The 23952-nt window shown below is 61.5% G+C and carries 17 protein-coding genes and 1 tRNA gene; 7 read left to right on the top strand and 11 right to left on the bottom strand.

The features are described from left to right. Window positions 1-732: 732 nt before the first annotated feature. Window positions 733-1305: a CAP domain-containing protein gene (locus FHR94_RS10800; protein WP_183325728.1), complete on the top strand. Its 573-nt coding sequence runs from the start codon at window positions 733-735 to the stop codon at window positions 1303-1305. Window positions 1306-1640: 335 nt separating this feature from the next. On the opposite strand, the gene FHR94_RS10805 is transcribed toward FHR94_RS10800, so the two are convergent. Further along, the gene (locus FHR94_RS10805) at window positions 1641-2969 is read right to left on the bottom strand and encodes a tyrosine-type recombinase/integrase (RefSeq protein WP_281375999.1); all 1329 of its coding nucleotides are present in this window, start codon (window positions 2967-2969) and stop codon (window positions 1641-1643) included. 123 nt (window positions 2970-3092) lie between these two features. Between FHR94_RS10805 and FHR94_RS10810 the strand changes: the two genes are divergently transcribed. The 4 genes from FHR94_RS10810 to FHR94_RS10825 all read left to right on the top strand — a co-directional run bounded on the left by FHR94_RS10810 (window position 3093) and on the right by FHR94_RS10825 (window position 7965). Then, a tRNA-Arg gene (locus tag FHR94_RS10810) sits at window positions 3093-3169 on the top strand. Between the two features lie 226 nt (window positions 3170-3395). Next, complete coding sequence (locus FHR94_RS10815; RefSeq protein ID WP_183325730.1) at window positions 3396-6242, top strand: lanthionine synthetase LanC family protein; 2847 nt, start codon at window positions 3396-3398, stop codon at window positions 6240-6242. 13 nt (window positions 6243-6255) lie between these two features. Further along, window positions 6256-6663 carry a hypothetical protein gene (locus FHR94_RS10820; protein ID WP_183325731.1) on the top strand — a complete coding sequence of 136 codons (408 nt, stop codon included), beginning with the start codon at window positions 6256-6258 and terminating at the stop codon, window positions 6661-6663. A gap of 72 nt (window positions 6664-6735) precedes the next feature. Then, window positions 6736-7965: an NAD(P)/FAD-dependent oxidoreductase gene (locus tag FHR94_RS10825; protein WP_183325732.1), complete on the top strand. Its 1230-nt coding sequence runs from the start codon at window positions 6736-6738 to the stop codon at window positions 7963-7965. Between the two features lie 23 nt (window positions 7966-7988). On the opposite strand, the gene FHR94_RS10830 is transcribed toward FHR94_RS10825, so the two are convergent. Further along, complete coding sequence (locus tag FHR94_RS10830) at window positions 7989-9971, bottom strand: sensor domain-containing diguanylate cyclase (RefSeq protein ID WP_343064664.1); 1983 nt, start codon at window positions 9969-9971, stop codon at window positions 7989-7991. A gap of 309 nt (window positions 9972-10280) precedes the next feature. Between FHR94_RS10830 and FHR94_RS10835 the strand changes: the two genes are divergently transcribed. Both FHR94_RS10835 and FHR94_RS10840 read left to right on the top strand, forming a co-directional pair. Beyond that, a complete protein-coding gene (locus FHR94_RS10835; RefSeq protein WP_183325734.1) occupies window positions 10281-11471 on the top strand; it encodes a DcaP family trimeric outer membrane transporter in 1191 nt (396 codons plus the stop codon). 276 nt (window positions 11472-11747) lie between these two features. Beyond that, window positions 11748-11969: a hypothetical protein gene (locus FHR94_RS10840; protein WP_183325735.1), complete on the top strand. Its 222-nt coding sequence runs from the start codon at window positions 11748-11750 to the stop codon at window positions 11967-11969. 57 nt (window positions 11970-12026) lie between these two features. Here FHR94_RS10840 and FHR94_RS10845 read toward each other — a convergent pair whose 3' ends face one another. From FHR94_RS10845 to cuyB, 9 genes are all read right to left on the bottom strand, one after another. After that, the gene (locus FHR94_RS10845; protein WP_183325736.1) at window positions 12027-13046 is read right to left on the bottom strand and encodes a hypothetical protein; all 1020 of its coding nucleotides are present in this window, start codon (window positions 13044-13046) and stop codon (window positions 12027-12029) included. Between the two features lie 102 nt (window positions 13047-13148). Beyond that, entirely contained in the window at window positions 13149-14255 is a 1107-nt protein-coding gene (locus FHR94_RS10850) for a porin (protein WP_183325737.1), read from the bottom strand. A gap of 446 nt (window positions 14256-14701) precedes the next feature. Further along, the gene (locus FHR94_RS10855; protein ID WP_246389904.1) at window positions 14702-15763 is read right to left on the bottom strand and encodes a ProQ/FINO family protein; all 1062 of its coding nucleotides are present in this window, start codon (window positions 15761-15763) and stop codon (window positions 14702-14704) included. 140 nt (window positions 15764-15903) lie between these two features. Next, a complete protein-coding gene (locus tag FHR94_RS10860) occupies window positions 15904-16437 on the bottom strand; it encodes a dihydrofolate reductase (protein ID WP_183325738.1) in 534 nt (177 codons plus the stop codon). Further along, window positions 16434-17207, bottom strand: a complete 774-nt coding sequence (locus FHR94_RS10865; RefSeq protein ID WP_246389917.1) for a thymidylate synthase — start codon at window positions 17205-17207, stop codon at window positions 16434-16436. Before FHR94_RS10865 ends, FHR94_RS10860 begins: the two co-directional genes overlap by 4 nt. Window positions 17208-17593: 386 nt before the next feature. Further along, window positions 17594-17863 carry a BON domain-containing protein gene (locus FHR94_RS10870; protein WP_183325739.1) on the bottom strand — a complete coding sequence of 90 codons (270 nt, stop codon included), beginning with the start codon at window positions 17861-17863 and terminating at the stop codon, window positions 17594-17596. A 47-nt stretch (window positions 17864-17910) separates the two neighbouring features. Continuing rightward, window positions 17911-21753 carry an AsmA family protein gene (locus FHR94_RS10875; RefSeq protein ID WP_183325740.1) on the bottom strand — a complete coding sequence of 1281 codons (3843 nt, stop codon included), beginning with the start codon at window positions 21751-21753 and terminating at the stop codon, window positions 17911-17913. 246 nt (window positions 21754-21999) lie between these two features. Next, window positions 22000-23055: a YeiH family protein gene (locus FHR94_RS10880; RefSeq protein WP_183325741.1), complete on the bottom strand. Its 1056-nt coding sequence runs from the start codon at window positions 23053-23055 to the stop codon at window positions 22000-22002. Between the two features lie 142 nt (window positions 23056-23197). Beyond that, window positions 23198-23947, bottom strand: a complete 750-nt coding sequence (gene cuyB / locus FHR94_RS10885; protein WP_343064665.1) for a cysteate racemase — start codon at window positions 23945-23947, stop codon at window positions 23198-23200. Between the last annotated feature and the right edge of the window lie 5 nt (window positions 23948-23952).

Consider the following 23952-nt stretch of genomic DNA (forward strand, 5'->3'; position numbering starts at 1 on the left):
ACGACTAGGATAGTGGAATCATCGACTCATGCGAGTAACGATCTCGATCCCGAAACCAACACTACTACACAAGCGCAGCACCAGACTCCCATGCCCAGCCACCGGGCTCTCTGAACCAACTCAAACCAGGAAGACTCAATGTCTGACCATTCCACGCGTTCCTGTTTCACCAAGAACCAGCGTCCGCCATTCACCTTGCACCGATCCCAGACCGGCATACGGAATCAATTCCCCGCTTGGACGGACGGATGACCATTTCTCTCGAGCCGAGCAATCTCCCCTACCGTGTTTCTCACTACCGATGTGGGGAAGCCAATGATCTCATGTGCCTCCTTGCGTGCCTCGATGCCAGGGAAGCTCGTCGACCATTTTCCCCTAGTGTTTCCTGGCTTGGGGTGAGCTGGCTTTCCTTGAGTTCACCGCCTTAGCCGGACCAGGTCCACCAGCCAGTGTCAGGACTGAACCAGAGGAGTCGGCTATCTCATAACCATCCGATGGTGCGTTTGCCGAGCTTGGCAACGGTAGCTACGCTAATTCCGGTCATGTTCGGTGCACTGTCTCCGAGATTTCTGATACGCCGCACCATATTCGACAGGAGGTTGAAGCTGTGTCCAGCCCGGATCATGAGCAGAAGGTCTGTAAGATGATCGAGGACATCAAAGTCGGCATGTTGTTCAGCCTGGCCGACGATATGCCCCGCACCCGGCCGATGCCCCCCGGAGGTGAGTGAAAATGACAAGTTCGATGGCTGATTTCTTGCTGACACGCTGTACCGCCTGGGCCTTGGTAGGGCTGTTGATGGTCATGGATTCCAGTGGGTCATGGGCCGCTGAGAAAACCCCAAATGCCGGCTCCACCAGCCAAGACAACTGCGAGCTAACCGATCGTAAGCGCGAGATGCTGTCGCTGATCAACGAGGCGCGCAGCCAAGCCCGTCAATGCGGCGACCAAAGTTTTGCGGCGGTGAAACCGCTAACCTGGAACTGTACGCTCGAGGAAGCTGCCGAGGCGCACTCTCAGGACATGGCCGAGAACGACTACTTTAGCCATACCGGCCCAGATGGCGTGGGTATTCAACAACGTGTCAGCAGCCGCGGCTACGTGTGGCGAGCAGTTGGGGAGAATATTGCCGCTGGCCAGGCATCGATAGCTGCCGTGGTTGAGGGCTGGCTGGAGAGCCCGAGTCATTGCGGCAATATCATGAATGACGCTTTCACCGAGATGGGCATGGCCAAGTCCAAGCCCGGCGAGTCTGGATCAGTGTATCGATCCTATTGGACACAGGTACTGGCCCAGCCACGCTAAGCTGCCACGGCCCTCAAGACGGGGCGGCTTATGTGTGAGACAGGTTGTGTCTGGGATGATCCTCACCAGCCTCATCCGGTGAAACCACCTTCGTGAGGTAGCTTGTCTCTTCGGTGATTCATCATGTGTCTGAGGTGATCCTGGTCAGGATCACCACAAGAAACCTCCCTCGGCAGCAGACGTCAGGGTTCATCACCCGGCATCACATGAGACCAGTCGAGCAGCTCCATGACCTCCTGCAGGACCGGCAACCACTTACGCTTGCCCGTAGCAATACCATACCCCCATGTAATGCCTATGCTGCTTCCTTCATCATTTAGCTTCTAGCTATGGAATCAGACACTGTTTGCACCACCCGTTTCTTCTAAATGGCAGCCAACAACCTCTCCCCAACGATCCCAGACCTCTACCTGCATTTTATAGCGCTTTCCCTTGTTATAGGTGCCTACAAGCTTGGGAGGCATATGAGCGAGCATGGCATCAACGAGCATGGGATCGGCTAGAAAATTCTCAGTCCACAAGGTCGCGACACTCCGCCGAAGGTCATGCGTCGTGAAGTGCTCAAGGTGGTAAAGAGGTGCATCAAGATCCGGCTCCTTCCGTTCTCTTCCTTGCAAGCGAACCACCGCCGTCGTGATGCTATCGGGATGGATAGGCCTACTCACCTCACGGTTCGACTCGAAAACAAACTCAGACGTGGACAGCTTCCGCTGTTCATTCAGGACCTCCAGAGCTTGGAGCGAGAGATGCACACGATGTGCCTGCCCGCCCTTCATCCGTCCTGTCGGGATCGTCCAGGAGTCCTTGACCACTTCGCTCCACCGCATGCCCGCCACCTCGGCACGCCGGGCACCTGTCAGAATGAGCATCCTTATCGCGTTGGCCACAGGTCTGGTTAAGGTGACAGTAGGTCCTGACGACTCTCCCCTTACCCGCTCCTGACCAGTCGCCAGCCATAGCTCCTGCAGCTCGGTCAGCTTCAGGTGGCGGTCACGTGGGCGACTCGGCCTTGCCCGTACCTTGGCAGGCTCAAGGCCCGCAGCAGGGTTCTCGTCAATCTGTTCGCGGCTCTCACAGTAGTCAAACAGGTAACGCAACAGGGTCAGGCACTGGCGTGCTTCCTCTCTTGCACTGAACGCGGTTCGCTCAAGGACATCGATAAGGTCTCGACGAGAGATATCACGGACATATGCTCCACCCAGAGCTTCCTGGAGATGTACCCGCCAGCGGCCTCGCTGTTTCATCACCGTTCGTGGAGTCGGCACGCTCCCACGGCGGCCCGGCGAGTTCGCATAGAAATCTATCCATCGCTCGAAAGCCTCGTTCATCGTCCAGGCGGACATGTTCCGGGCCTTCTCTGCCTTGCGGTGCTTACGAGGATCAATCCCCTTGACCACCAGCTTGGCCGCTTCACCATGGGCATCGCGCGCAGCACGGAGCCCCATGGCCGGGGACGCCCCCAAGGTCATCTCATACTGCTTGCCGCCGATGTTGAAACGATAGAGCCAACTCTTGGTCTCTCTGTCGGCCCGGGCTTCGAGGGCCAACCCACTGCCATGCTTCGAGCGGACCAGACACCTTACCTTGTTCCTGCCGTCGGGCGCCCTGAACGCAGCGACCTCAGCTGGTGTGGTGATCGGCTTTGGTTTTCGGCTCCCTACCATGATTTCGCCCCCTAGTCCGCCCCCTATATTTGGTAAGACTAGAACACAAAATCACGACGAGCCAGCTAGTGCACAAGAAGTAAAACCCTATATTTTTAGCAGCTTATAATGCGCTTCGGCTCCGCCCCTATAGCTCAGCTGGATAGAGCGTCCCCCTCCTAAGGGGAAGGTCTCAGGTTCGAATCCTGATGGGGGCGCCAAAAAATCAATGGGTTAAGACAAAGCCTCGGCTCACAACCCCCTCAAAATCGCTTTCGACCCCAACAAGATTGCCCGGTAGGCTGATGTCCTGATACCAAAGTGACGTCGCGGAGATGACGCTCGCCCACACCATCAAGAGCATGATGGTATCGGCCTACCGACGCCGAAATTCACTCGACCTCCAGCAACTCCCACTGAAGTCACCCATGGTGGCATTGTCGAGGAATGGCAACACCTCGCCCCGTGTCGGCTTTATGGCATTACCTAATTACGTCTGCGCATGAAAAACTGGCCGGCGCCGATAACCTTGGCAAACTCGGGCACCTTAGAAAAAATCTCGTGCAAAACGAGACAACTTTTGCTAAGGCTATAAAGAGAGCTTTGAGGCTCGTTTCTCTCATGCCAGCCCAATTTGATGGTAATGAATTCTTTGCAGCTATCGAGGGCCTCGTTGACCCTGAGCGATGGCTGATATCCACTCACAGCGGACCGAGTTGCCGCTGGTGTTCGCTGAGATCGCGAGCGACGAGCTTCCCAGCGCAGGGGTTCAAGTTACATCTAAGCGCCTTACCACAAACCGCTGAGGAGGTGTTGCGCCGGGTAGCACCGATCCTCATTAATGAGGAAGTTAGCTTCAAGTTTGCCGCAACGCGATCCGACCTTCAAAGCCTGCTAAACGGCCGGGGAGGACTGACCCAAGTCGGCAAGTTCCTAACGATCTATCCGGTAGGCGGAGAAGAGACCTTCCGATTAGGTATTCGCCTTGAGAAAGCGACAAGTGATATTTCTGGCCCGCATATTCCATACGAACCCTCCCTTGGACCTGAAAGCATTATACATTACCGCTATGGTGCCTTCGAGCGGCTTGAACTCCAGCAGGACATCGGGCGGATCGTTCACGCCCTAAAAGACGCCAACGGACGTCTTATACCAGACGTCAGAGGCCGTAATAACTGGCTGTCTGATCCCTTTGTCGATGCCGGCGTGTCAGTCTGGAACCAAACCTACGAAACGGTCTTGCGGGACCGCTATCTTCGCCTTGAGGTGCTCGTTGAAAACCGCAAGGGTCTACAATGCCTTGGCCTCGATATTGGAACTCTACAACAAGGCCCTGTCGTAATTAAGGAAGCCCACACGGGCATTGCTCTCGATGTAAACGGAATCGATGCACGTGGACGCCTCGAGAATGAAGCGCATGCTTTGCGGGCCTTGCAATCTAGCCACCGGGTCCCATCCTTCGTCGACTTCTGGCACGACACAAACAGATCTTTCCTAGTGTATTATTTCGTGGAGGGAACTAACCTCTCGTCGCTTCTCGGCGAGATTGCTAACAGTGGCCGCACCATTCCCACCGAGCAACTTCATGATTGGGCGCGATCCTTGTGGAACTGCCTTTACGAAGTCCACTCCCGAGGATTCGTCTTTGGCGATCTAAAACCGTCGAACCTGATTGTCGACAGAAACGGCGACCTCCACCTCATCGATTTCGAACTCGCACAAGCTCCTGGAGCCGGACTCTATCCCGGCTTCGGCACCCGCGGTTACTCCTCACCGGAACAACTCGCGGGAAAGGATCCTCTCGATGTCCAGGACGACGTCTACGCCTACGGGTCGACCTTGCTCAGCATGCTCACCATGCGTGACCTGAGTTTGTTTGCAGAACACAGTATCGACAGGATTTGTCAGGATGCGTTTCGCTGTAGCTCCAGTCTCGCAGATCTGGCCCTGAATTCCAGGCATCCAAATCGTGAGAGCCGGCCGACCATGGTGGAAATCGGGATGCACCTATTCCGAAAGAGCACCGCACGAACGAGAAGATCAGTTTGGGATAAACCGCATCGCTCCGGATCATTCCTGGATTGTGCCCTTACTGTCGGCGAGACTCTAGTGCGTGAACAGGAAGCCGAGAAAGACGGGCTTTGGGTGACCCGCCACCATAGTAGCTTCGGCGCCAAGGCGAGGGACCTCTATGTCGGAAGCAGTGGAATTGCGTTGTTTCTTCTCGATTTATATGACGTAACCGGCGAGCCGCGATTCCTGGCGTCTGCCAGGAGAGCGGCTGAGGCACTCAAGCTCGATACGAGGTCATTCGGGCGCCCGCAGCCTCTAACCGGACTCTATTTTGGAGAATGCGGTATAGGTCTGCTTTTCCTCAGATTATTCGAACTGACGAGACATCACCATTATCGGGTCTGGGCCGAGGAGACGGCGGTCCTCGCTCGTTCTTTACCACCCCGCGGTCCAGATTTATTAACCGGCGTGGCCGGGACCGGCTTGTACTACCTCATGCTGTATAGATCACTTCAGGATCGCACTTATTACGATGCGGCGGTGGAAAGCGCCGTGGCTCTCTTGGGAATGCAGGAGCCCGACGGAGTGCGCTGGAGAATCCCGGAAGGCTTCGAGGGACTCAGTGGAAATTGCTATCTCGGGCTCGCACATGGGTCGGCAGGTATCGGATATTTCTTCGCTGAGCTGTTCGCCGCAGGTGGAGAGTCGCATTTTCTCGACACGGCTGTCCGAGTGACGAACTGGCTAGAACGTCTCTCTCGGCCAGCGCTGGACGACGGAACTGGACTGACCTGGCCGGACGTCGAGGGAGGAAAGAGCTGCCTCCACTGGTGCCACGGCAGTGCTGGCATAGCCGTGTTCCTGCTCCAGATGTACCGTACCACTCGAGTCGACCGTTATCTTGAATTGGCGAATCAGGCGGGGTTGGCTGCGGGACGAGGGGGGCGTTGGGCATGCCCGAACCAGTGTCATGGCCTAGCTGGTTATGTCGAGCTCATTCTCGACCTGTCCCAAGAAAATAGGCGCCCCGAATTTCAAGCCCTCGCACGGGATCTCGGCGTGCTTCTCGAGGGACAGGGAATTCCGATTGATGGGAAATTCATTTGGGCGGCCGAGTCCCAGGACTGTATCACCTCCGATTTCATGGTCGGTCAGGCGGGGGTCGGAAATGCCCTTCTTCGGCTAAGCACTCCGTCTCGGCCGAGCATGCTCCATGCGCGAAGTTTCACGCGCAACCGCGTTGCCGACAACCGGTGCTTGTCGGCCCGGTCACCTAACTAGAGGAGATAGATCAATGCCAAACCTTAAGAAAGTCGCTCACGGACAACTAACGACGAACCGCGAAATCGAGAACACCTGCCGAGTTCTCGAGACAGTGGGCCGCCAGATCGAAGATTACAAACGCTCCCTTAACAAGGTGCTCGAAATCCGCTCGGAAATCAACGAGAGTGAAGAGCTGTCGCGAAAGCTGCGATCCTCTCCGGAGGTTTTGCGCGACTACCTGACCCAGAAGGGTATCCCCGAGCACTTGGCGGTCGGTATGGCGGCCGAAGAATTCAAAACGATTGATTTCGGCGGTGCTAGCGCAGGCTTGTGGACATGGGATTGCTGTTGCACGGACTGCTGCTTCACCTGCTGGTCACACACCTGTGACCAAACCAATTCATTCACATCGAAGGGGCTTGGTCCGTCCTACGACTGAGTCTCGGCCGGCCCTGAGCAGGCATGACGCCGGTTCCGGGCCGGCCCTCAAACGAGAGGGGGTTGTGTGCTGATGAGCACACGGATCGTGATCCTTGGGGGCGGGCAGGCAGGCTACCTGCTGTTCTCCAAACTCGCGTGTCGTCGCGACGAAGAGATTGAGGTTACCCTGATCGAGCAGAAGGCGAGGCACGAGCTGCATCACCTTCTCCACCTCTACGCTGTCGGCCTCGTCGACACTAGCGAAGTAAGTAGACCGATCGATGCCATGTTGCGGACAACCAGACTCGTGCATGACGAAGTCATGGATATTGATCCGGAGAATAATCGTGTCATCGGCCGCAGAACCTCCACACCATATGACCTTCTTGTCATCGCCCTAGGCGCGATGGTCGACTTCCGCGGGGTAGAAGGGGCAGCAAAGCATGCACTCCCACTCCGGTCGATTGCAGACGCCGAGAGAATCCGGTGTTCCGTACGGAACCTGGTCTTGACCGGGTCGCGTCACAGTATCGTGGTCGTGGGAGGCGGCCCCTCGGGCGTCTCCCTCGCGTCGACCCTGGCCGACGTCACGGCGAACGAATGCACCTCTTCGGAGCATACCAACCTGATTCTGGTCGAAGATGGAGATAGCCTTCTCAAAGGCTGGGGGCCACTCTTTCGGGATAGGACCGAGTCGATCCTTCGGGAAAAAGAAGTATATATCGCCTGTGGCGCACCGGTTGAACGAGTCGATGAGTCTTCGGTCACGACCAGTACAGGGACCTTTCGGTCGTCACTGACACTGTGGACGGCGGGAGTGAAAGCGCCTGGCTGCATACGGCCGGAAATATTCGAGTGGTCACAGGGCGGCAGGCTCGTTGTCGATGACCATTGCCGCGTGTCTCATCATAGCAACATCTTCGCAATCGGAGACGTGTCCTATCCGCTGCATCCTGACGGCAGGTCATTTCCACAATGCTCGCAACTGGCCGTCACACAGGCACACTACCTCGCTGAGGCCTTGTGTAGCCTGGTCGACGGTCGGCCCGTCGAGCCCTTCCAGTGTGGCGACTGGCGATCGTCACGGGCGCTCTTGGTCGGCAAGGACCGTTTTGTCTCGCAGATCGATGAGCATGTGCTGTCGGGATCCTTCGAGGAAATAACAGCTGAATTGAGCCGGCTCGCGCGCACAGCCCCCGAACTGCTGCCGTACCTAGATACGCTCCTGAAGGAGGAGCTGGAGCGACGGAAACGAGAGCTTGCCTTCCTGGAACGAAAACTGGCCCACGAACTGGGCCACCGACCAACCGGATCCGTCTGACAGACGCCGCGGTTGCCCCGGCGTCAGGCCGAGATCACGGCATTGCGCCCCGATCGCTTGGCCTGATAGCTGGCGGCATCGGCCCGGGCGATCACCTCGTCACTCTGTCGGTCACCGGCCATCAGGGAAGTTACTCCGACGCTCAGGGTCACGCGGTACTCGCGCCCTGCATGGGACACGCCGATCGCCGCCACGGCCTCACGCAGCGCTTCGGCGATGGCTAGCGCCTGGGGGGCACTGCAACCCGGCAGCAGCACCGCGAACTCATCACCGCCCTGGCGGGCCACGTAGTCGCTGATACGCACCTCTCGTGTCAGCGTCTCGGCGATGCGCTGCAGCATCTCATCGCCCAGAGCATGCCCGCCTTGGTCATTGATCGGCTTGAAATGGTCCAGGTCGAGCAGCAGCAGGGCCGCAGGCGTGCCAGCCTTCTGCCAGGCCACCAGGGCCTCCTCCAGGCGCCGCTCGAAGCCACGGCGGTTCAGCAGGCCGGTCAGCGGGTCATGCTCGGCCTCCCAGAGACGCAGCATCTCCTGTTCGCGGCGCTCGGTGATGTCCTTGACCATCCCCACGCGACCGACCGTCTCACCATCTAGCGTCACCCGAGTGGCATGCACCTCGAGCCACAGCAGTTCACTACCGGCCCGCCGGTAGCGGAACTGGCGGAGGAAGTCCTCGCCTGTGCGCAGGCTGTAACGCCAGCGTTCCAGCGCCAAGGCCCGATCCTCGGGATGGATGTCGGCCAGCCAGTCGATGGCCACCCGCCGTCCCCCACCCGATCGACCGACGATCTCGCGCAGGGCGGCATTGGTGAGGACGACGGCTCCCTCGGCATCGGTGACGAACATCCCCACCGGTGACTCGGCCAGTACCGCGTCCAGGAACGCCTCGCGGTCGCGCAGCTCGGCCAGCGCCCGGCTGCGCGCCGCCTCGAAGGCATTCAGGGTGTCGCCGATCCGCTGGAGCTCGTGCATGCGTGTCGACAGCGCGATCCGGCCGCGCTGCCCTTGCCCCAGCGCCTCGATTTGGCGCTCAAGCCGATAGAGCGGCCGCAGCGCCAGCCACACCAGCCAGCCCATCAGCGGCAAGAGCAGTAGAGCGATCAGAATCTCCATCCCACCCAGGCGTCGGAACAGGGCATGGATCGGGGCCATCACCTGCTCGTACAGCAGATAGACGCCCACGATCCAGCCGGCCGGCCAGATCTGGCGAAAGGCCTGGAAGGCCGGCTGGCCGTCGAGCGCCGGGCCGAGGGTCTCGCCCTCCCAGCCCAGCCGCGCCAGGTTCACCCAGGGGTTATCCGCCTCGGGCGGCAGGGGCTGGAGGATCCGTGTTTCACGGGGATGGTAGAGGATCCGGCCGGAGGCCGTGGCGATGGCTGCATAGCCATCATCGCCGAGTCGTAAGCGGCTCAGCTGTTCGAACAGCCCCCCGTTGAGGATATTCACCAGTCCCCCCACCGCCCCCTGGAAAGTCCCCGTCTCGTCGAGTATCGGCACGACGAACAGGATCAGTGGCTCTTCGGTGACATAGCCGATGAACGGCTCGCTGACATGGGGCTGCTTGAACCCCCGGACGAAGCGAAAGTAATCCCGGGCGGCCACGCTTGTCCCCTCGCGCCTCGATACATGCGGCCAGTCGGCCTGGACGATGCCCTCGGCATCGATCAGCAACAGGCCATCGAACCACTCCAGCAGCGGGGCGTTGGCGTCCAGCACCTCATGGGCGTCACGGCCCCGCCGTGACAGCCCTTCGATCCGCTCAGCCAATCGCTCCAGGGCATTCAGTCGAGCATCGACCTGGTGTGTCAGATCGTCGTCGATCAGGCGGGCCTCGTAGCGCAGGTGGGTCAGGTTCGACTCCTCCATGAGCGAGCGGCCCGACACCCAGCCGGCCCACATCACCAGGGCCACTACCACCATCCAGGTGGTCGCCAGGCCGAGCAGCAGTCGCCCCTTCAGGGAAAGCACCCAGGAGGCAAGCAGCGAGAGTCGGGGGCGAGGCAAGCAGACCTCCATGCGTGGGAAGGATGAAGCGACAACGGCAAATCGATCATGAACAGCCTAACATGCCGTCCCCCGATTCCGGTCCGCCTGGCAGGCAGAGCTCCTCCCGGCGGCCTCGTTCGAAGAAAGTTCCTTATCCTTTGGTCGCAAACTGACCGAAAGACAATTGTCACTTCGGAAAGGGCCCGATAGGTTAGGCCTTGACGCCGAACTCTGTTTCGCTATGCGTACATGTTTCGTTGACGTCAACGTCAATAAAATAAACGGCAGCCCCTAAGAAGGGCCGCCTCACTCGGAAAGGAACCGCAAGTGATCACGCACAACAATCTCAAGAGCAATCTCAAGAAGACTGCCATCTTCTCCGTCAGCGCTGTGGCGCTGGCCGTGGCTGGCGCCTCTCACGCCTACGACTTCGAGGTGGGTAACACCACCGCCAGTATCGGCGGCTATGTCAAGCTGGATTTCATCTACGATGTGGATGCCGACCTCGGCCCTGTGGTAGCCCACGAGAATATTCGCCTCGATGACGAGGAAGGTGCCGATGGCCACACCAACCTGCATGCGCGGCAGAGCCGTATCGCCTTTCAGACCACCACCCCCGTGGGCGGCAGTACCCTGAAGACCCATATCGAGGGCGACTTCTTTGGCAGCAGCGCATCCGGAGCTCCCGACCTGCGTCTGCGCCATGCCTACGGCTCCTGGAACGGCATCCTCGCCGGTCAGACCTGGTCGAACTTCGGTACCTTCATCGACTTCACTCCCACCATCGACTTCAACGGCCTGCTGGGTCAGGGCGTCATCCTGCGCCAAGCCCAGCTACGCTACACCACCGGCGGCTTCTCCGTGGCCCTGGAGGACCCAGCCACTCTGGGCGGTGCTGTAGCGGTAACAGATCCAACTTCAGACTTTGATGACAAGAGCGAGTATCCGGACCTGACCGCCCAGTACACCGGCAGCGCGGGCAACCTCCAGTACGCCGCCTCGGCCATGCTGCGTCAGCTGCAGGTCGCCGACAGTAGTGGTGACGAGGACGACGAGATGGGCTGGGGCGTGCAGGCGGCGGCCTCCATGGAACTGACCCCGGGCATCACCGTGCGCGGCGGCATCGGCCACGGCGACGGCATCGGCGGCTACCTCCTCGGCCGGTCACCTCGTGGTGACTTCCAAGGCCTGCCGATCGCGGCCTTCGTCGACTCCAACGGCAGCGTCGAGACCGTTGACTCCACCGGCGGCAACGTGGGTGTCAGCATCGCCGCCGGCCCGGGCAACGTGAACCTCGCCTACGCCCGGCTCACCTCCGACTTCGACGACGCCGTGGACGACGGTGCGCTGACCGCCGACGACAAGGACCGGTTCTCGAGCTTCTACGCCAACTACATCTGGTCCCCGGCCGAGCGCATCAGCTACGGCATCGAGGCCGGCCTGCACGAGGTCGAGACTCAAGGCGGCGATGAAGGCGACGCCGTGCGCCTGCAGGGCATGGTGATGTACAGCTTCTAAGACGCCGACCCGATGGCGGGAAATTTCCCGCCATCATTGCGATAGCGTTTTACGGTACAAGCGACTGCTTTTCGATCCATGCGCCCCGGCCAGATGGCCGGGGCGTTTTCTTGTCGGCACACCCTCGGCGCCATGGCCGACCCCCGACCCACCAGCTCACAAACAAACACCTCCGCCACACCGATCCGCGATGTAAGGTCTGGGGCGCCGAAAAGACCAAATCCACAGCAGCACCCAACAAGCGGTTTTGTTTCACTCACGATGCCGAGGTGACCCATGAAGCTTACAACCCTTGCCGCCACTTCCCTGGCCCTGCTGATGATGGGGGGAGCGGCTTATGCGATGGACTCGGAGGCGATCGAGAAGCATATGGAGGAGATCAGCGAGCGCTCGGTGAAGACCGCCGAGGAGAGTTCAGAGGTCGAGGCACTGGAGCAGGAGGTGCAGGAGCTCAAGGAGCTGATCCGCATGATGATGGACGAGCAACCCAGCAGCTGACTTGCCGGCCACCGCCGAGCCGGGACGACGGGGCGCTTGACGGCGCCCCGTGCTGTTTCAAGGACGCCGCTCGACCCGAAGCTCGTAGTTGTTGACGCCGGAGTGGGCGGAGCCGAACTTCTGACCCTGCACGCGGATGCGATAGCGCCCGGGGGCCAGCTCGGTTTCCAGGTCGACATTGCCATCGAAGCCCTCACCGGCCCCTTCGGCCACCACCCGACCGTTCTCATCGAGCACCTCGAGCGCGATCCGGTAGGTGTCCTCGTAGCCGGTTGGATAGGTCGAGGTGGTGATGGCGATGCTACCTCGCTCGGCCATGTTGAAGGTCAACACCTCACCGCGGGCACGGATCTTCACATCGGTGACGATGGTGCCGAAGCCGCGAGACTGTTCACTCTCCGGGGTCTCGGGCTCGCTCGTCGCCTCGGCCGGCGCCTTAGCTCCGCGAACCGAGGCAGCCCCTGCGGCCGCACCGGCCGCCGTGTCGGGGCCTGGCGCGGCGAGGGTGGCAACATCGTCCTCGTCGCGAACGAAGGCACTGCGACTGCCGTCACGGCCATTGCCGGTGAAGACCAGCCCCTGGCCATCGCTGACCCCCTCTTCCAGGCGGTGGCCCTGGTCATCCAGGCCGGTGACCGTGATGTAGAAGCTGCTGCCGGCCTTGCTGCGGGTGCCGAACTTCTGGCCCTCGACCCGTAACACATAGTCGCCGGGCGCGAGGCGCTGGCGCATGGCCAGCCCACCGTTCTGACCCAGCGCCTCGCCGTGGGCGATCACCCTCCCCTGGTCGTCCAGCAGCACGGCGGCCACGCGGTAATCCTCCGAGAAGCCGCCCGGCACTTGGCTCTCGAAGAGGTAGTGTCCGGCTTCGTTAACGGTGAAGTCATGCTCCTGCGGGCTGCCATAGAGGAAGCTTCGACTGCGGGCGTCATTGTCAGGCTGCAGAAAGCGGGTCAGGTCCATGCCACGCCCTTCCTCACGGAAACGCTCCTGCATGACACTATCGCCAAGCACCGGGGCACACGCCAGAGCCAGGCTCAGCGTCAGCAGGCTGACGGTGATCTTCTGCTGTTTCATGGAACCTCGCTTGTATCGTTTGCTACGGCAATGAAAAAAGCCGACCCCGGAGGATCGGCTTTGGTTGTTCAACCCTTCAGGCAGGCGAATCCTGCACGGGGATTAGAACAGGTAGGTCACACCGACACCGACGCCGTCGCCGTCGTCACCTTCCGCGTCGTACCATGCGGCCTCGGCCCAGGTGTACATGGCGTCGGAGATATTGTAGGTGGCACCCAGGATGACCTCGTTACGGTTATCGTCACCGGTATCGAAGTCTTCATCGGGATCAATGACGTCAGAAAGCTGCCGACGGAAGGAGGAAGCATCCACGTCGACGTACTGGTAGGCCGCATAGATGTCGCCCAGGCCGTAGCCGTAGCGGGCACCCACACCATAGAAGTTGGTATCGAGCTCATCGGTGACATCGGAGTCGAAACGCTCGACCTTCAGGGCAAGACGCAGGGTATCGACGGTGTACTGGGCAGTCATGCCGTAGGAATCACCGACGCTGTCGACCTCCCCAGTGGTGGCATCCTCGAAAACGATGTTGTCCAGGTTATCGTAGACGGCGGCGATGGAGAAGGCACCGGCGGTGTATTTGGCACCACCGAAGAAGGCTGCATTGCTGTCGCCCTGATCCACACCGCTATCGGCGGAGTCGCTGTCACCCTTGTACTGGGTACCCACGGCGAACTGCAGACCGCCCAAGGACGGCGAGGTGTAGGTCACCTTGTCGGTTTCCTGATCACCACCGCTGCCATGCGAAACGGTGGCATCGGAGACGTCGAAACCTTCGTTGTTGGTGATCGGGTCCTGGACCCAGTCGTCGATCAGCTGGTCATAGGAGCCCACACGAACATCACCGAAGTTGCCCCTCAGGCCGACATAGGCCTGGTCGCCGGAATCGTTAGCATCGGTGGCCGTCTTCATCTCGTCGGCCCTGATGTCGTCGAACTCGAGCTTCAGGTAGCCGGTCAGGCCCTGGCTAATGACATGCTCGGCGGCGAAGCCAAAGGTAGTACCGTTATCGGCGATACCGTCGATGGATTCAGTGCCCGTGAAGTTGCCTTCATCGTCGAAGATAGCATCATCGGTATTGAAGTAGGCAATCTGGATATTGCCGTAGATGTCAAGCTTGGTGCCGTCCTGGTTGTAGACGGTGGCCGCCTGGGCGCCGGAGGCGACCATGGCACCGGCGATGGCAGTCGCTAACAGTGTCTTTTTCATTGCGATGGTTCCTTTTGACTAGCTTACTGTTTCGATCGTTGCTGCCTGCTCGTTCTGGTGAGTCAGTGCAGTCGGTTTTGCCGGTCTTGGTGCCGGTTCTCGTGCCCGCCAACCTGGCAGGGTCGGCAGATGCGAGCCAGACCGCGGCGAAACCTTTTTATAGTCCAATGCTCGCAGTAGGAACTCTATACCGGGATTTCCGGGAGCGCAACAAGAAAAAAACACTGTTTCCATTCTTTCGCCCCGCATGCCCGCCGGTATCTCCCCGCCGCAGCAGACAGGCCGCCGTCCGGGCCCTGCCGCCGTCATCTGGCGCCTTGCGCGTGCCGGCATGACGCCGCCAGACCATGGCAACCGCTGCATGATGACCGGGTGATATGACGCTTTCACGACAAGCCCGCGCGCCGGGAATCACGCGGCGGGGCTGGGTGTCGATGGGGGCTCGCCTAGCGGCCGTTGTGCTTGGCGATCAGGGCGTTGAGCTTCTCTTCCAGGGTCGCGGGCTCGCGGGGGGCCTCGGTCGCCGGCGGGCGGCGGCGAGCGTCGGACTTGCCGGAACGGCCATCGCGACCGGTGCGTTTTTCGCCGACGTGCGCCTTGTCGGGGTGCGGCTTGCCGGAGGCCTTGCCCTGGCGACGGGCGGCCTGCAGACGCTCGAGCTTGTGGCGGGCATGCTCGGCGGCGGCGGCATCCACTCGCCCGGCCGGCGCGCCGGCAAGATCGATACGCTCGGCCCCCTCGCGTACCGACTTGAGATAGCGCGGCAGGTTGACATAGCCGGCCAGCGCCCGGCGCACCAGCTTCTCGGGCCAGGGCTCTCGCTCGGCCAGTTCCTTGTGGATACCCACCTTGAGCGGGCGGGTGTGGCCCTTGAAGAAGGTCCTATCGTAACGCCGGTACCACTCGCCGAGCAGCGCCTGGGGCGAGGGTACCTCGCCGGAGGGCGGGGCCACTCGGTCGGGCTCGGCCAGCGGGGTGTCCTGTGGTGGGGGGACGGGCTCGCTGGCCGCGGGGGCCGCCGACGCCGAAGGGCGAGTCTCCGTCTCGGGCCGACCCGTGTCGGGTGCCGCTGCGACATCGGGTCGCAGGCGGTGGCCGATCAACGCCGAGAGCCCCCTGGTGCGACGCCCCTGAGGCTGGAAGACGGAGGCGGGCTGCGCGTTGGTGGCCTGCTCGAGCAGCCGGGTATTGTGCGCCTCGAGCTCGCGGTTCTGGGCCTCGAGCTCGCGGTTCTCCTCGGTCAGCTCGAGACGGATGGCGTCCGAGGCGGCCAGGCGCTGCTCGACCTCGCCCAGCCGGCTCGCCAGGGCATCGCGTTCCGCCTCGGCCTCGTGGACTCGGGCCGCCAGCTCGGCATTGCTCGTCTCGAGGGCCACGCGGCGACGCTCCAGGTCCTCGAGCCGGGTACGCTGGGCCTGCTGCTGGACGCGAGCATCCCGAAGCAGACCCATCAGGGCCTCGGCACGGCCTTCCAGCGCCTCCAGCAGGCGGGTGGTGCCTTCCTCCATCACGTCCTGATCCTCCGCTGCGCCTGGTTGTTATCACGCGCTGATACGTCATGTCGTCTACCGGGGCCACGGCGATGCGCGCCCCCGGCCATGGCCCTCGACCTCAGTCTGTGCCAGGCCGGGGGCGCTGACAAATGTCGCTATCCCGCGACACCCTCGCGCCGACGATACTGCACGAAGCTGTAGGCCGGCTGGCCCTCGGCGGGCGTGCCTGGCACCCGCTGGACCTCCTCCCACTCGGCCGGGTCGACCTCGGGGAAGTGGGCGTCGCCCGCCACCTCGACCTCTACCTCGGTCAGATAGAGCCGGCTGGCGAACGGCAGCGCCTGGGTATAGATCTCGCCGCCGCCCATCACCATGATCTCCTCGACGCCGTCGATGGTGGCCTGCTGGTCGGCAAGCCGCAGGGCCGATTCGAGGTCATGACAGACCCGTACACCCTCGGCCTGGAAGTCGGGATCGCGGGTCACCACGATATTGAGCCGTCCGGGCAGTGGCCGGCCGATCGATTCATGGGTCCTGCGCCCCATCACCAGCGGCTTGGCCTGGGTCATGCGCTTGAAGAACGTCAGGTCCTCCGGCAGGTACCAGGGCAGCTGGCCGTCGACGCCGATCACCCGATTGCGGGCCATGGCGGCGATCATCGCCACGGGCACGAAGGTCGCGTCGCTCATACCGCCACCTCCGCCTTGATGGGGGGGTGAGGGTCGTAGCCCTCGATGGCGATGTGCTCGAAGCGGAAGTCGAAGAGGTCGCGGACGTCTGGGTCGAGCACGAGCCGGGGCTCGGGGCGCGGGGCACGCGAGAGCTGCTCCTCGGCCTGCTCCAGATGGTTCAAATAGAGGTGGGCATCCCCCAGGGTATGGATGAAGTCGCCCGGCTCGAGACCGGCGACCTGGGCGATCATCTGCGTCAGCAGCGCATAGCTGGCGATATTGAAGGGCACGCCGAGGAAGATGTCGGCGCTTCGCTGATAGAGCTGACAGGAGAGCCGCCCCTCGGCCACGTAGAACTGGAACAGGCAGTGACAGGGCGGCAGCGCCATCTCGTCGACCAGCGCCGGGTTCCAGGCCGAGACGATCAGTCGCCGCGAGCGTGGGTTGGTGCGGATCTGCTCAAGCAGCCTCTCGATCTGGTCGACATGCCCGCCCCGGGGATCCGGCCAGCTGCGCCACTGATAGCCATAGACGGGACCCAGATCGCCATGCTCGTCCGCCCACTCGTCCCAGATGCGCACGCCGTTGGCCTTGAGGTAGGCGATGTTGGTATCGCCGGCCAGAAACCACAGCAGCTCGTGGATGATCGAGCGCAGGTGCAGCTTCTTGGTGGTCACCAGCGGGAAGCCACGGGCCAGGTCGAAACGCATCTGATGGCCGAACAGCGAGCGGGTCCCGACGCCGGTGCGGTCATCGCGCTCCACGCCGCGTTCGAGCACGGCGCGCATCAGGTCGAGGTAGGGCTGCTCCAGAGCAGGCTGCGTTGCAACGTCGATCACGGCTCGTCCAGCGGTTGGAAATGGGGCAAATAGTTTAAAGCAGCCGCTGCCGTCGGGCGAGCCTGGCGTCGGCATGCTCAGGGCTATTGCAGTTAGCGTTGTCGCCGGGGCTGATCCGTCGACAGGCCTACGAGGAGGCGCTGTAAACCCTTCCGTGGGCGCTACTTTTGCCATCCATGGCAAAAGACCTCCTCTTCGACCTGTCCCCGGCGCCCCTCGTCATGTTCAACCGTGATTGCCCTGGCGACATGCCCCTGTCCACCCACCCCGGCAGGCATACGGCTCCGCACCACGGTGGTGGGTCACGTGTTGGCGAACCGCTTCATCAGGCGGCGCTATTTAACCGTGATCTTGTTGTCGACCGCCTTCACCTTGCTATGGTCTCGCGCAATGGCTTCCGCCCGCTTTCGTTGCTCCGACGTCTCGACGAACCCCCTCAGAATGGCTCGGTCGCCCTCCAGGTCCACGTCGATGGCCGACCCAGCCAAATCCGGTGCCTCGAGAAGCCGCGCCTTGATCTGCACCGCGGCGAGCGAATCCTGCCGCTCCAGCCTGGCGGATTCATTGAGCGGGGCGTCGGCGCAGCCGACCAGTAGACTCAACATGAGAAGCCCCCCTATCGTCAGGATGGCGAACCCGTGGCGTTGACGCATTACTCGTCGCCCCCCTCTTCTATTGCCTCACGGGAACGTTTGATCAGTCCTTGGCAATATTCCATGTTGGGGCCTGTCCCCACATCCACCAGTGGCAAAAGGGCGGTGATGGGGCCGGCCACGGCGCCAAGCAAGGCGCTGGCACCGGCTCGCATCACCAGTCTTTCGCCGTGCACGCCCGTTTCGATGTTATCGAATGTGCCTCCCAGGTGAAGCGGAGACCGCCCGACAAAGACACTAGGGTCCTTGGGGTGGGCGATGATGCTGATATCCACGCGCTCCGTATTCAGATCCACCTGACCACCAACGGTGAAAGTGGTGTCGTCGGTGTCCACCACGAAGGTATCCAGCTGGGCCACGCCGTCTCTCGCCTGGAGATCGGCATAAGCGCAATCGATCGGGATGGGGCCGCGCCCGCGTAGCCAACTCACAAATGTTTCACCGGCATCGAGCCCAGCCATCTCCACCAGCAACGCTTCGAGTCTTCCGCCGGTCATCAGCAAGACCACGCCGCCATCGGCGGAGGCCAGAAGCTCCGCGACCGAAGCGCCTTCAATCCAGAGCTTGCCGCGTCCCCCGATGATGCCCACACTCTCATCGGCCAGGTTCCAGTTACGCAATGCCTCATTGAGATCCACCCCCTGCACCTCCACCTGCAGCGTGCCACTGGGAGGTTGAGTGCTGGCATCCAGGTCGAGGACGAGATCGACACTTCCCTCACCCACGCCGAAACCCACGGGATCGAACTGCCCGCGCCCCTCCTCGAGACGAAAATTAATGACCACGTTGCTCAAGGGAATATTACCTGCGCGCACGGACTGGCCCCGGAAGCTCACCTCCGCCGACACCCCATGCCACGCATCGCCGATGATCGGGGCATCGGGAAGAATGAAGCGGTCGTCGGCCTCACTTTTGGCTTCCTCAGGTGTCACCCCGGCAAGACCACCTAGATCCTCGATATGCAGATACGTGGAGGTCAGCTCCCCGGTCAGTCGCGACGGCCTGATGTTACCGTTGAGCGCCAGGCGCCCATCGAGATCACTGTCGCCAACCTCCCCTTCCATGTCGGTGAAGGTCCAGCGCTCGTTTTCCAAGTCCAGATTTCCCGATACCGAATAGGGAGGGAGCTGTGGCAACGCCACGCCTAGCAGGCGGCTCAGGCGTTGCGGGTTCGGCCCCTGCAGAGCGAGCTCAAGGTTAAGCCCTTCCAGCGCGAGGGGTCGCAGCAGCGTACCTTGCAGCCTTAATCGAGTGCCGACGATGTTCGCCTCGAGATCCACCGCATAGGGGCGATGCGGGTCTCGGGCATCGAGCAGGGGGTCGCCTCGCAGCGTGAGCGAGGCCGGTGCGCCGTCGTAGCGGCCTTCACCTTGCATGTGAAGCGTCTGTTTCCCTGCGGTGGAACCTTGGGTTTCAAGGCTCAGCGTCAGTTCGGTGCCGGCTTTTGGGTCATGGAAACGAAGCGTGGAGGGCTCGACCCTCAGGCGACCGATAAACGGCAATAGCAGATCATCGCGCCTGTCGCTGGGAAGCGTTTCACGCATCTCCAGGTGCAGTTCCCCGGAAACTCTGCCCAGCCGGTCTTCGATAGGCGTGAAGGTATCGCCCAGCCTAGCCAGCGCAATGTCATCGACATCGACATCCAAGCGCCCGGATGCGGGTGACGCCGTTGCGTCCAGCGCCAGGCTACCGGCAAGTGAACCCTCCCCCAGGCGAAACTGGAGGGGGGCCGCTCGTAGCCGGCCGGCCTCCAGTTCGGCGACCAGCACAAGCTCACGCAGTTCGAGCCCGTTGGGTAACACCAGCGTCTTGGCGTTTAGGTTTAGTTGCCCGTCGAAGCCCCGCAGAGGGGCCAATAGGGAGTCGTCCTGGGCCTCATCGCTTGAGGCTTCGGTAGTCGCGGAAATGAGCCGAGCCAAGTCGATACGACCGGCCTCGAGATCGACGTCTATCACGGGGCGTTCGGTGTTGAGCACCTCGACGCTACCGGCGACAGGGGTCGAGCCTATCTCACCGTCAAGCCCGGTGGCAGACCATTGCGCGTTGTCACGGTTTAAATGGCCCGCGAGACGAAATTCGGGCAGGGGAGGCAGCACCGGGCCGATCCAGGCTTCCAGGTCCTCGTGACCGCCGGCTTCCAACACCACCTCTCCTTCCAATGTCTGCGGCTGCAGGATCGAAGCCAGAGTGGTGTTCACCCGAGTAAACATGTCGTTTGAGGTGGCTTCGACTTCAAACGGGTAATCCTGTTTCAGCGCGCCCTCTTCCAGATCGACCAGGCTGGGTAGTGGAGCCCCCCTGACTCGCATCTCCAGCGGCTTATCATGAAAGGCGCCCTTCACACCGAGCAACACCCCCGGCGGCTCTCCCCCTCCGGTGGTCTCGAGTGTCCCCTCGAGGTCGTTGCCGGCCTCCTCGTTGCGATACGCGAAATGCGCATTGTCGATACGCAGGTTGGCAAGCAAAGTGTTGCGCTCGAATATCGGGCGTTGTTCGAGGGACTGAAGCTCAAGGGGAAGCTCGGCATCCAGGGTTCCACCAAGGGGCAGGGCACGACCGAGTTTCGTCATGTCCAGATTCTTCAGGGTGATCCGAGCCTTTGCGGCAACCCTTTCAGGGCTGCTTGTCAGGCTTGCGTCTGTCTCGACCTTGCCGCCGGCCATATCGAAGGTTAAGGGATCAAGCATGACCGAATGCTCCGCAAACTGGACTTGGGTCTGAACGTTCTGGAGCTGTGCTTTCTCCAGCGTCATGCGATCTAGCGACAGCGCTATCTCGCCACGTAAATCCGGTAATACGGGTAGGGAGACTCCCGTTTTTTTCTCCTCGGACGTCGGCCAGGCTGCACGCAGGGCGGCGATATCGAGACTCGATGAGTGCAGTCGGCCGTCAAGTGTTGGTGCGTCGCCGGCAGTCTCCACCCTCAGCTCACCGGTCACGCGACTGTCGACCACCGTTGTGGCGATGTTGCCCAATCGCCACTCACTGCCTTCGCGCTCCAGGCGCGCCGCCATCTCGAGACTAGCCAGCTCGACCCGAGGCAATGCTAGCCATTTTGACCACTCGGCAAGATTGTGCAGGCTGAGCTCTCCCTCTGCCTGTAACCGCTCCCCTGCCGGTGCCTCGGGAACCTCGAAGGTCCCCGTGAGCAGGCTCTCGCCGGAGCCAAGAGAAAGCTCGCCACCGAATGCCCGGGTATGGTCCATGAAGGCGTCGATGGGATCGGTTTGTGCTTCCAGCTCAAAGCGTCGCCCCTGAAAGGCCAGTGTTCCTTGAGTATGCAGGGTCTGGTCATCTGCTTGCATTTGAAGCGATGAAATGGAGAGTTTGAGCGGGGTGTCGGCATCGGCGGCCCGATAATGCACTTCTGACTCGGATAGGGAAAGATCGTGTACCCTCAAGGGCGAGGGGGTGTTTTCCTCAGATGGGGGCTTCTGGTCCTCTTGCCTATCGCCAAACACCCAGTTACCAGGGGCATCGGCGCGTTGCTCCAGATGCAGGGTCGCGCCGGCAATCTCGATGTCGTCCAGCACGATCTGCCCTTGGATCAGAGCGCTGAGCGATGGCGAGACACTGAGTCGCTGCGCCTCGAGCATGTGCGGTGAAGCGGCCCATTCGGGGTTGGCGACTTCAATTTCGTGAAGCGATAACTGTGGCCGGGGAAACAGGGTTATCCCCACATCGCCGTGAATGGCCACCGAGCGCCCAGTTGCCTCCTCGATACGCTCGGTGATAACCGGTTTCAAGAAATTCCAAGGCATCAGCACCACGGCGGCGATGATAAATGCCATGACCATGACCGGTCCCAGCCACCACAGGTGCTTCGAAGAAAGATGTTTCATTGCTCACCACCCGCTGGGCTCCTTGCGCCCGCCTTGCGCAAATTTTTTTCTAATATTTCAATGTAGCCGTTGATCCTCTATCGCGTTGAAGGGAAATAGGGTAGCCCTCCGGCGGCAAGCCACCGGAGAGCCGGCTCCGCGCGAGGGCGCTGTAAACGCGGGCGCCACCTTCGCCTCGCATGGCGAGTGCCCCTCACTATATACCCTGCCCTGGCACCCATCGATGTGAGTGTTGGTAAATGAGCTTTAGGCCCCGAGGGCACCGAGCATCACCACACCCAGCACTACGGCGAGTAGCAGTAACGTCTCGAGTACCATCAGAATCACGGGTCGCCAACCTACCACCGCCAGCTTCTGGAACGAGGTCTTGATGCCGAGCGCCGCGATGGCGGTGACCAAGCACCAGCGAGACAGGGTCGACATTCCGTCGTTCACCGTCTCGGGAATGAGTCCCAGGCTGTTGACCACGACCAGCACCACGAAGCCCATCAGGAAGCCCGGCAGCATCGGCACCTTGGTCGTCGCGCCTTCTTCCTGACGGGACTTGCGGAACAGCCACATGAAGACCATCACCGCCGGCACCAGCATGGCGACCCGCACCAGCTTGACCAGCGTCGAGATGTCGCCGGTCTGCTCGGAGATCATGTAGCCGGCCCCCACCACCTGGGCCACGTCATGGATGGTGCCCCCCAGAAAGATACCGGCCTGAGCATTGGCGAGTTCCAGGGCCCCGGCAATCAGCGGATAGGTAACCATCGCCATGGTGGAGAGCGTGGTCACCCCAACCACCGTGAGAATGGTGTTGCGCTCGCTGGTCTCATGGCGCGGCATCACCGCCGACAACGCCAGGGCCGCCGACGCACCGCAGATGGCCACGGCGCCGCCGGTCAAGAGCCCGAGATCTCGAGGCAGACCCAGCGCTCTGGCCAGCACCGCCCCCAGGGCAATGACCAATGCGACCGAACCGATCACCGTGAGCACGGGCCCAAGCCCCAGATCCCCTACCTGCTCCAGGGTCATCCGAGCACCCAGCAAGGCGACGCCAAACCGCAATACCGTGCGGGCGGCAAACTCGATCCCCTCGCGGCAGCGCCCCTCTTCACTCAGGAAGTGCAGTGACATGCCAAACAACAAGGCGTAGAGCAGCGTCGGCCCTCCGTAGTGATCGGCGATGAAGGTGGTGGCCAGGGCGATGGTGACACACACCAGCAGGCCACGGCCGATGGCGCGGTAGCTACCCAGCCGCCGTGTAAGCTGAGACCACCAGTCTGCCGTCGAAGTGGCGAAGCTCCATGGTTTCATTTGCATGTTCTCCTTGTCCCGTCTCCGAGACGAACGCCCCCTGCCCCGGCTCGGCACAAGCCGAACCAGACAGCGGGATGTCCAGCAGGGTGATAAAAAATGGGTAGCCGTTCCCGGCGACCGACGCCCGTCCGATTAGGTGTCAGCGACCCTCGGCCGCCGCCGCTACTTGTTCGGCCAACACCTGGACGCTATCCACGACGGGAACCGAGGTATCCAGCGCGTCCCCGATCACGGAAAGCTCGGTACAGGCCAACACCAGCACATCGGCCCCGCGCTCCTTGAGTTCGCCGGCGGCTCGGGCGAAGGCGGCAAGGGTATCGGGATGGCGCCCCTGGCCCCGCTTGACGGCCCGGATCACGTCGAGCACGGCCGCCTCGTCATCGGGATACACGAGCGACAGCCCACGTGATTCGACAAACCCTTCGTACAGACCGATCTTGCGCAGTGCCGGCGAACAGAGCATGCCCACTCTGGCCCTCGGTATACGACGCGCAATGGTATCCAGTGTGCGCTCGACGATGTGCCAGACCGGGATATCGACGGCGTCCTGGGCATACTGCCAGTAGTAGTGGGCGGTATTGCAGGGCATTACCAGGAAGTCGGCACCGGCTTGCTCGAGGCGACGCGCCATGGCGGCAATCGCGGGCCCAGGGTTTTCGCCGTCACCCTCGATCAGTGCCTTGATGCGTGACGGCACTTTCGGGTTGTTGTCCACCAACAGGTGGACATGGTCGATATCATCCTCGGCCGGGGTGACATCGATGACCCGCTGCATGAAAGTCACGGTCGCGTCGGGCCCCATCCCACCCAGTACACCGACAATGGTATGGCGGTCCGAAGGGTGAGCGTTTGAATCGTGGTTGTGAGTCGTCATCGATTGTCTATCCATTGGTT

Source organism: Halomonas cerina, from assembly GCF_014192215.1.
GTDB lineage: Bacteria > Pseudomonadota > Gammaproteobacteria > Pseudomonadales > Halomonadaceae > Halomonas > Halomonas cerina.

Bases quoted from the DNA above. Each gene is read 5' to 3' on its own strand.
- FHR94_RS10815 (WP_183325730.1), top strand. From the start codon at position 3,396: ATGGCAACACCTCGCCCCGTGTCGGCTTTATGGCATTACCTAATTACG.
- cuyB (WP_343064665.1), bottom strand. From the start codon at position 23,947: ATGGATAGACAATCGATGACGACTCACAACCACGATTCAAACGCTCAC.
- FHR94_RS10860 (WP_183325738.1), bottom strand. From the start codon at position 16,437: ATGAGCGACGCGACCTTCGTGCCCGTGGCGATGATCGCCGCCATGGCC.
- FHR94_RS10865 (WP_246389917.1), bottom strand. From the start codon at position 17,207: ATGCGCGCCGTGCTCGAACGCGGCGTGGAGCGCGATGACCGCACCGGC.
- FHR94_RS10820 (WP_183325731.1), top strand. From the start codon at position 6,256: ATGCCAAACCTTAAGAAAGTCGCTCACGGACAACTAACGACGAACCGC.
- FHR94_RS10845 (WP_183325736.1), bottom strand. From the start codon at position 13,046: ATGAAACAGCAGAAGATCACCGTCAGCCTGCTGACGCTGAGCCTGGCT.
- FHR94_RS10855 (WP_246389904.1), bottom strand. From the start codon at position 15,763: ATGGAGGAAGGCACCACCCGCCTGCTGGAGGCGCTGGAAGGCCGTGCC.
- FHR94_RS10870 (WP_183325739.1), bottom strand. From the start codon at position 17,863: ATGTTGAGTCTACTGGTCGGCTGCGCCGACGCCCCGCTCAATGAATCC.
- FHR94_RS10805 (WP_281375999.1), bottom strand. From the start codon at position 2,969: ATGGTAGGGAGCCGAAAACCAAAGCCGATCACCACACCAGCTGAGGTC.
- FHR94_RS10880 (WP_183325741.1), bottom strand. From the start codon at position 23,055: ATGAAACCATGGAGCTTCGCCACTTCGACGGCAGACTGGTGGTCTCAG.
- FHR94_RS10840 (WP_183325735.1), top strand. From the start codon at position 11,748: ATGAAGCTTACAACCCTTGCCGCCACTTCCCTGGCCCTGCTGATGATG.
- FHR94_RS10800 (WP_183325728.1), top strand. From the start codon at position 733: ATGACAAGTTCGATGGCTGATTTCTTGCTGACACGCTGTACCGCCTGG.
- FHR94_RS10825 (WP_183325732.1), top strand. From the start codon at position 6,736: ATGAGCACACGGATCGTGATCCTTGGGGGCGGGCAGGCAGGCTACCTG.
- FHR94_RS10850 (WP_183325737.1), bottom strand. From the start codon at position 14,255: ATGAAAAAGACACTGTTAGCGACTGCCATCGCCGGTGCCATGGTCGCC.
- FHR94_RS10875 (WP_183325740.1), bottom strand. From the start codon at position 21,753: ATGAAACATCTTTCTTCGAAGCACCTGTGGTGGCTGGGACCGGTCATG.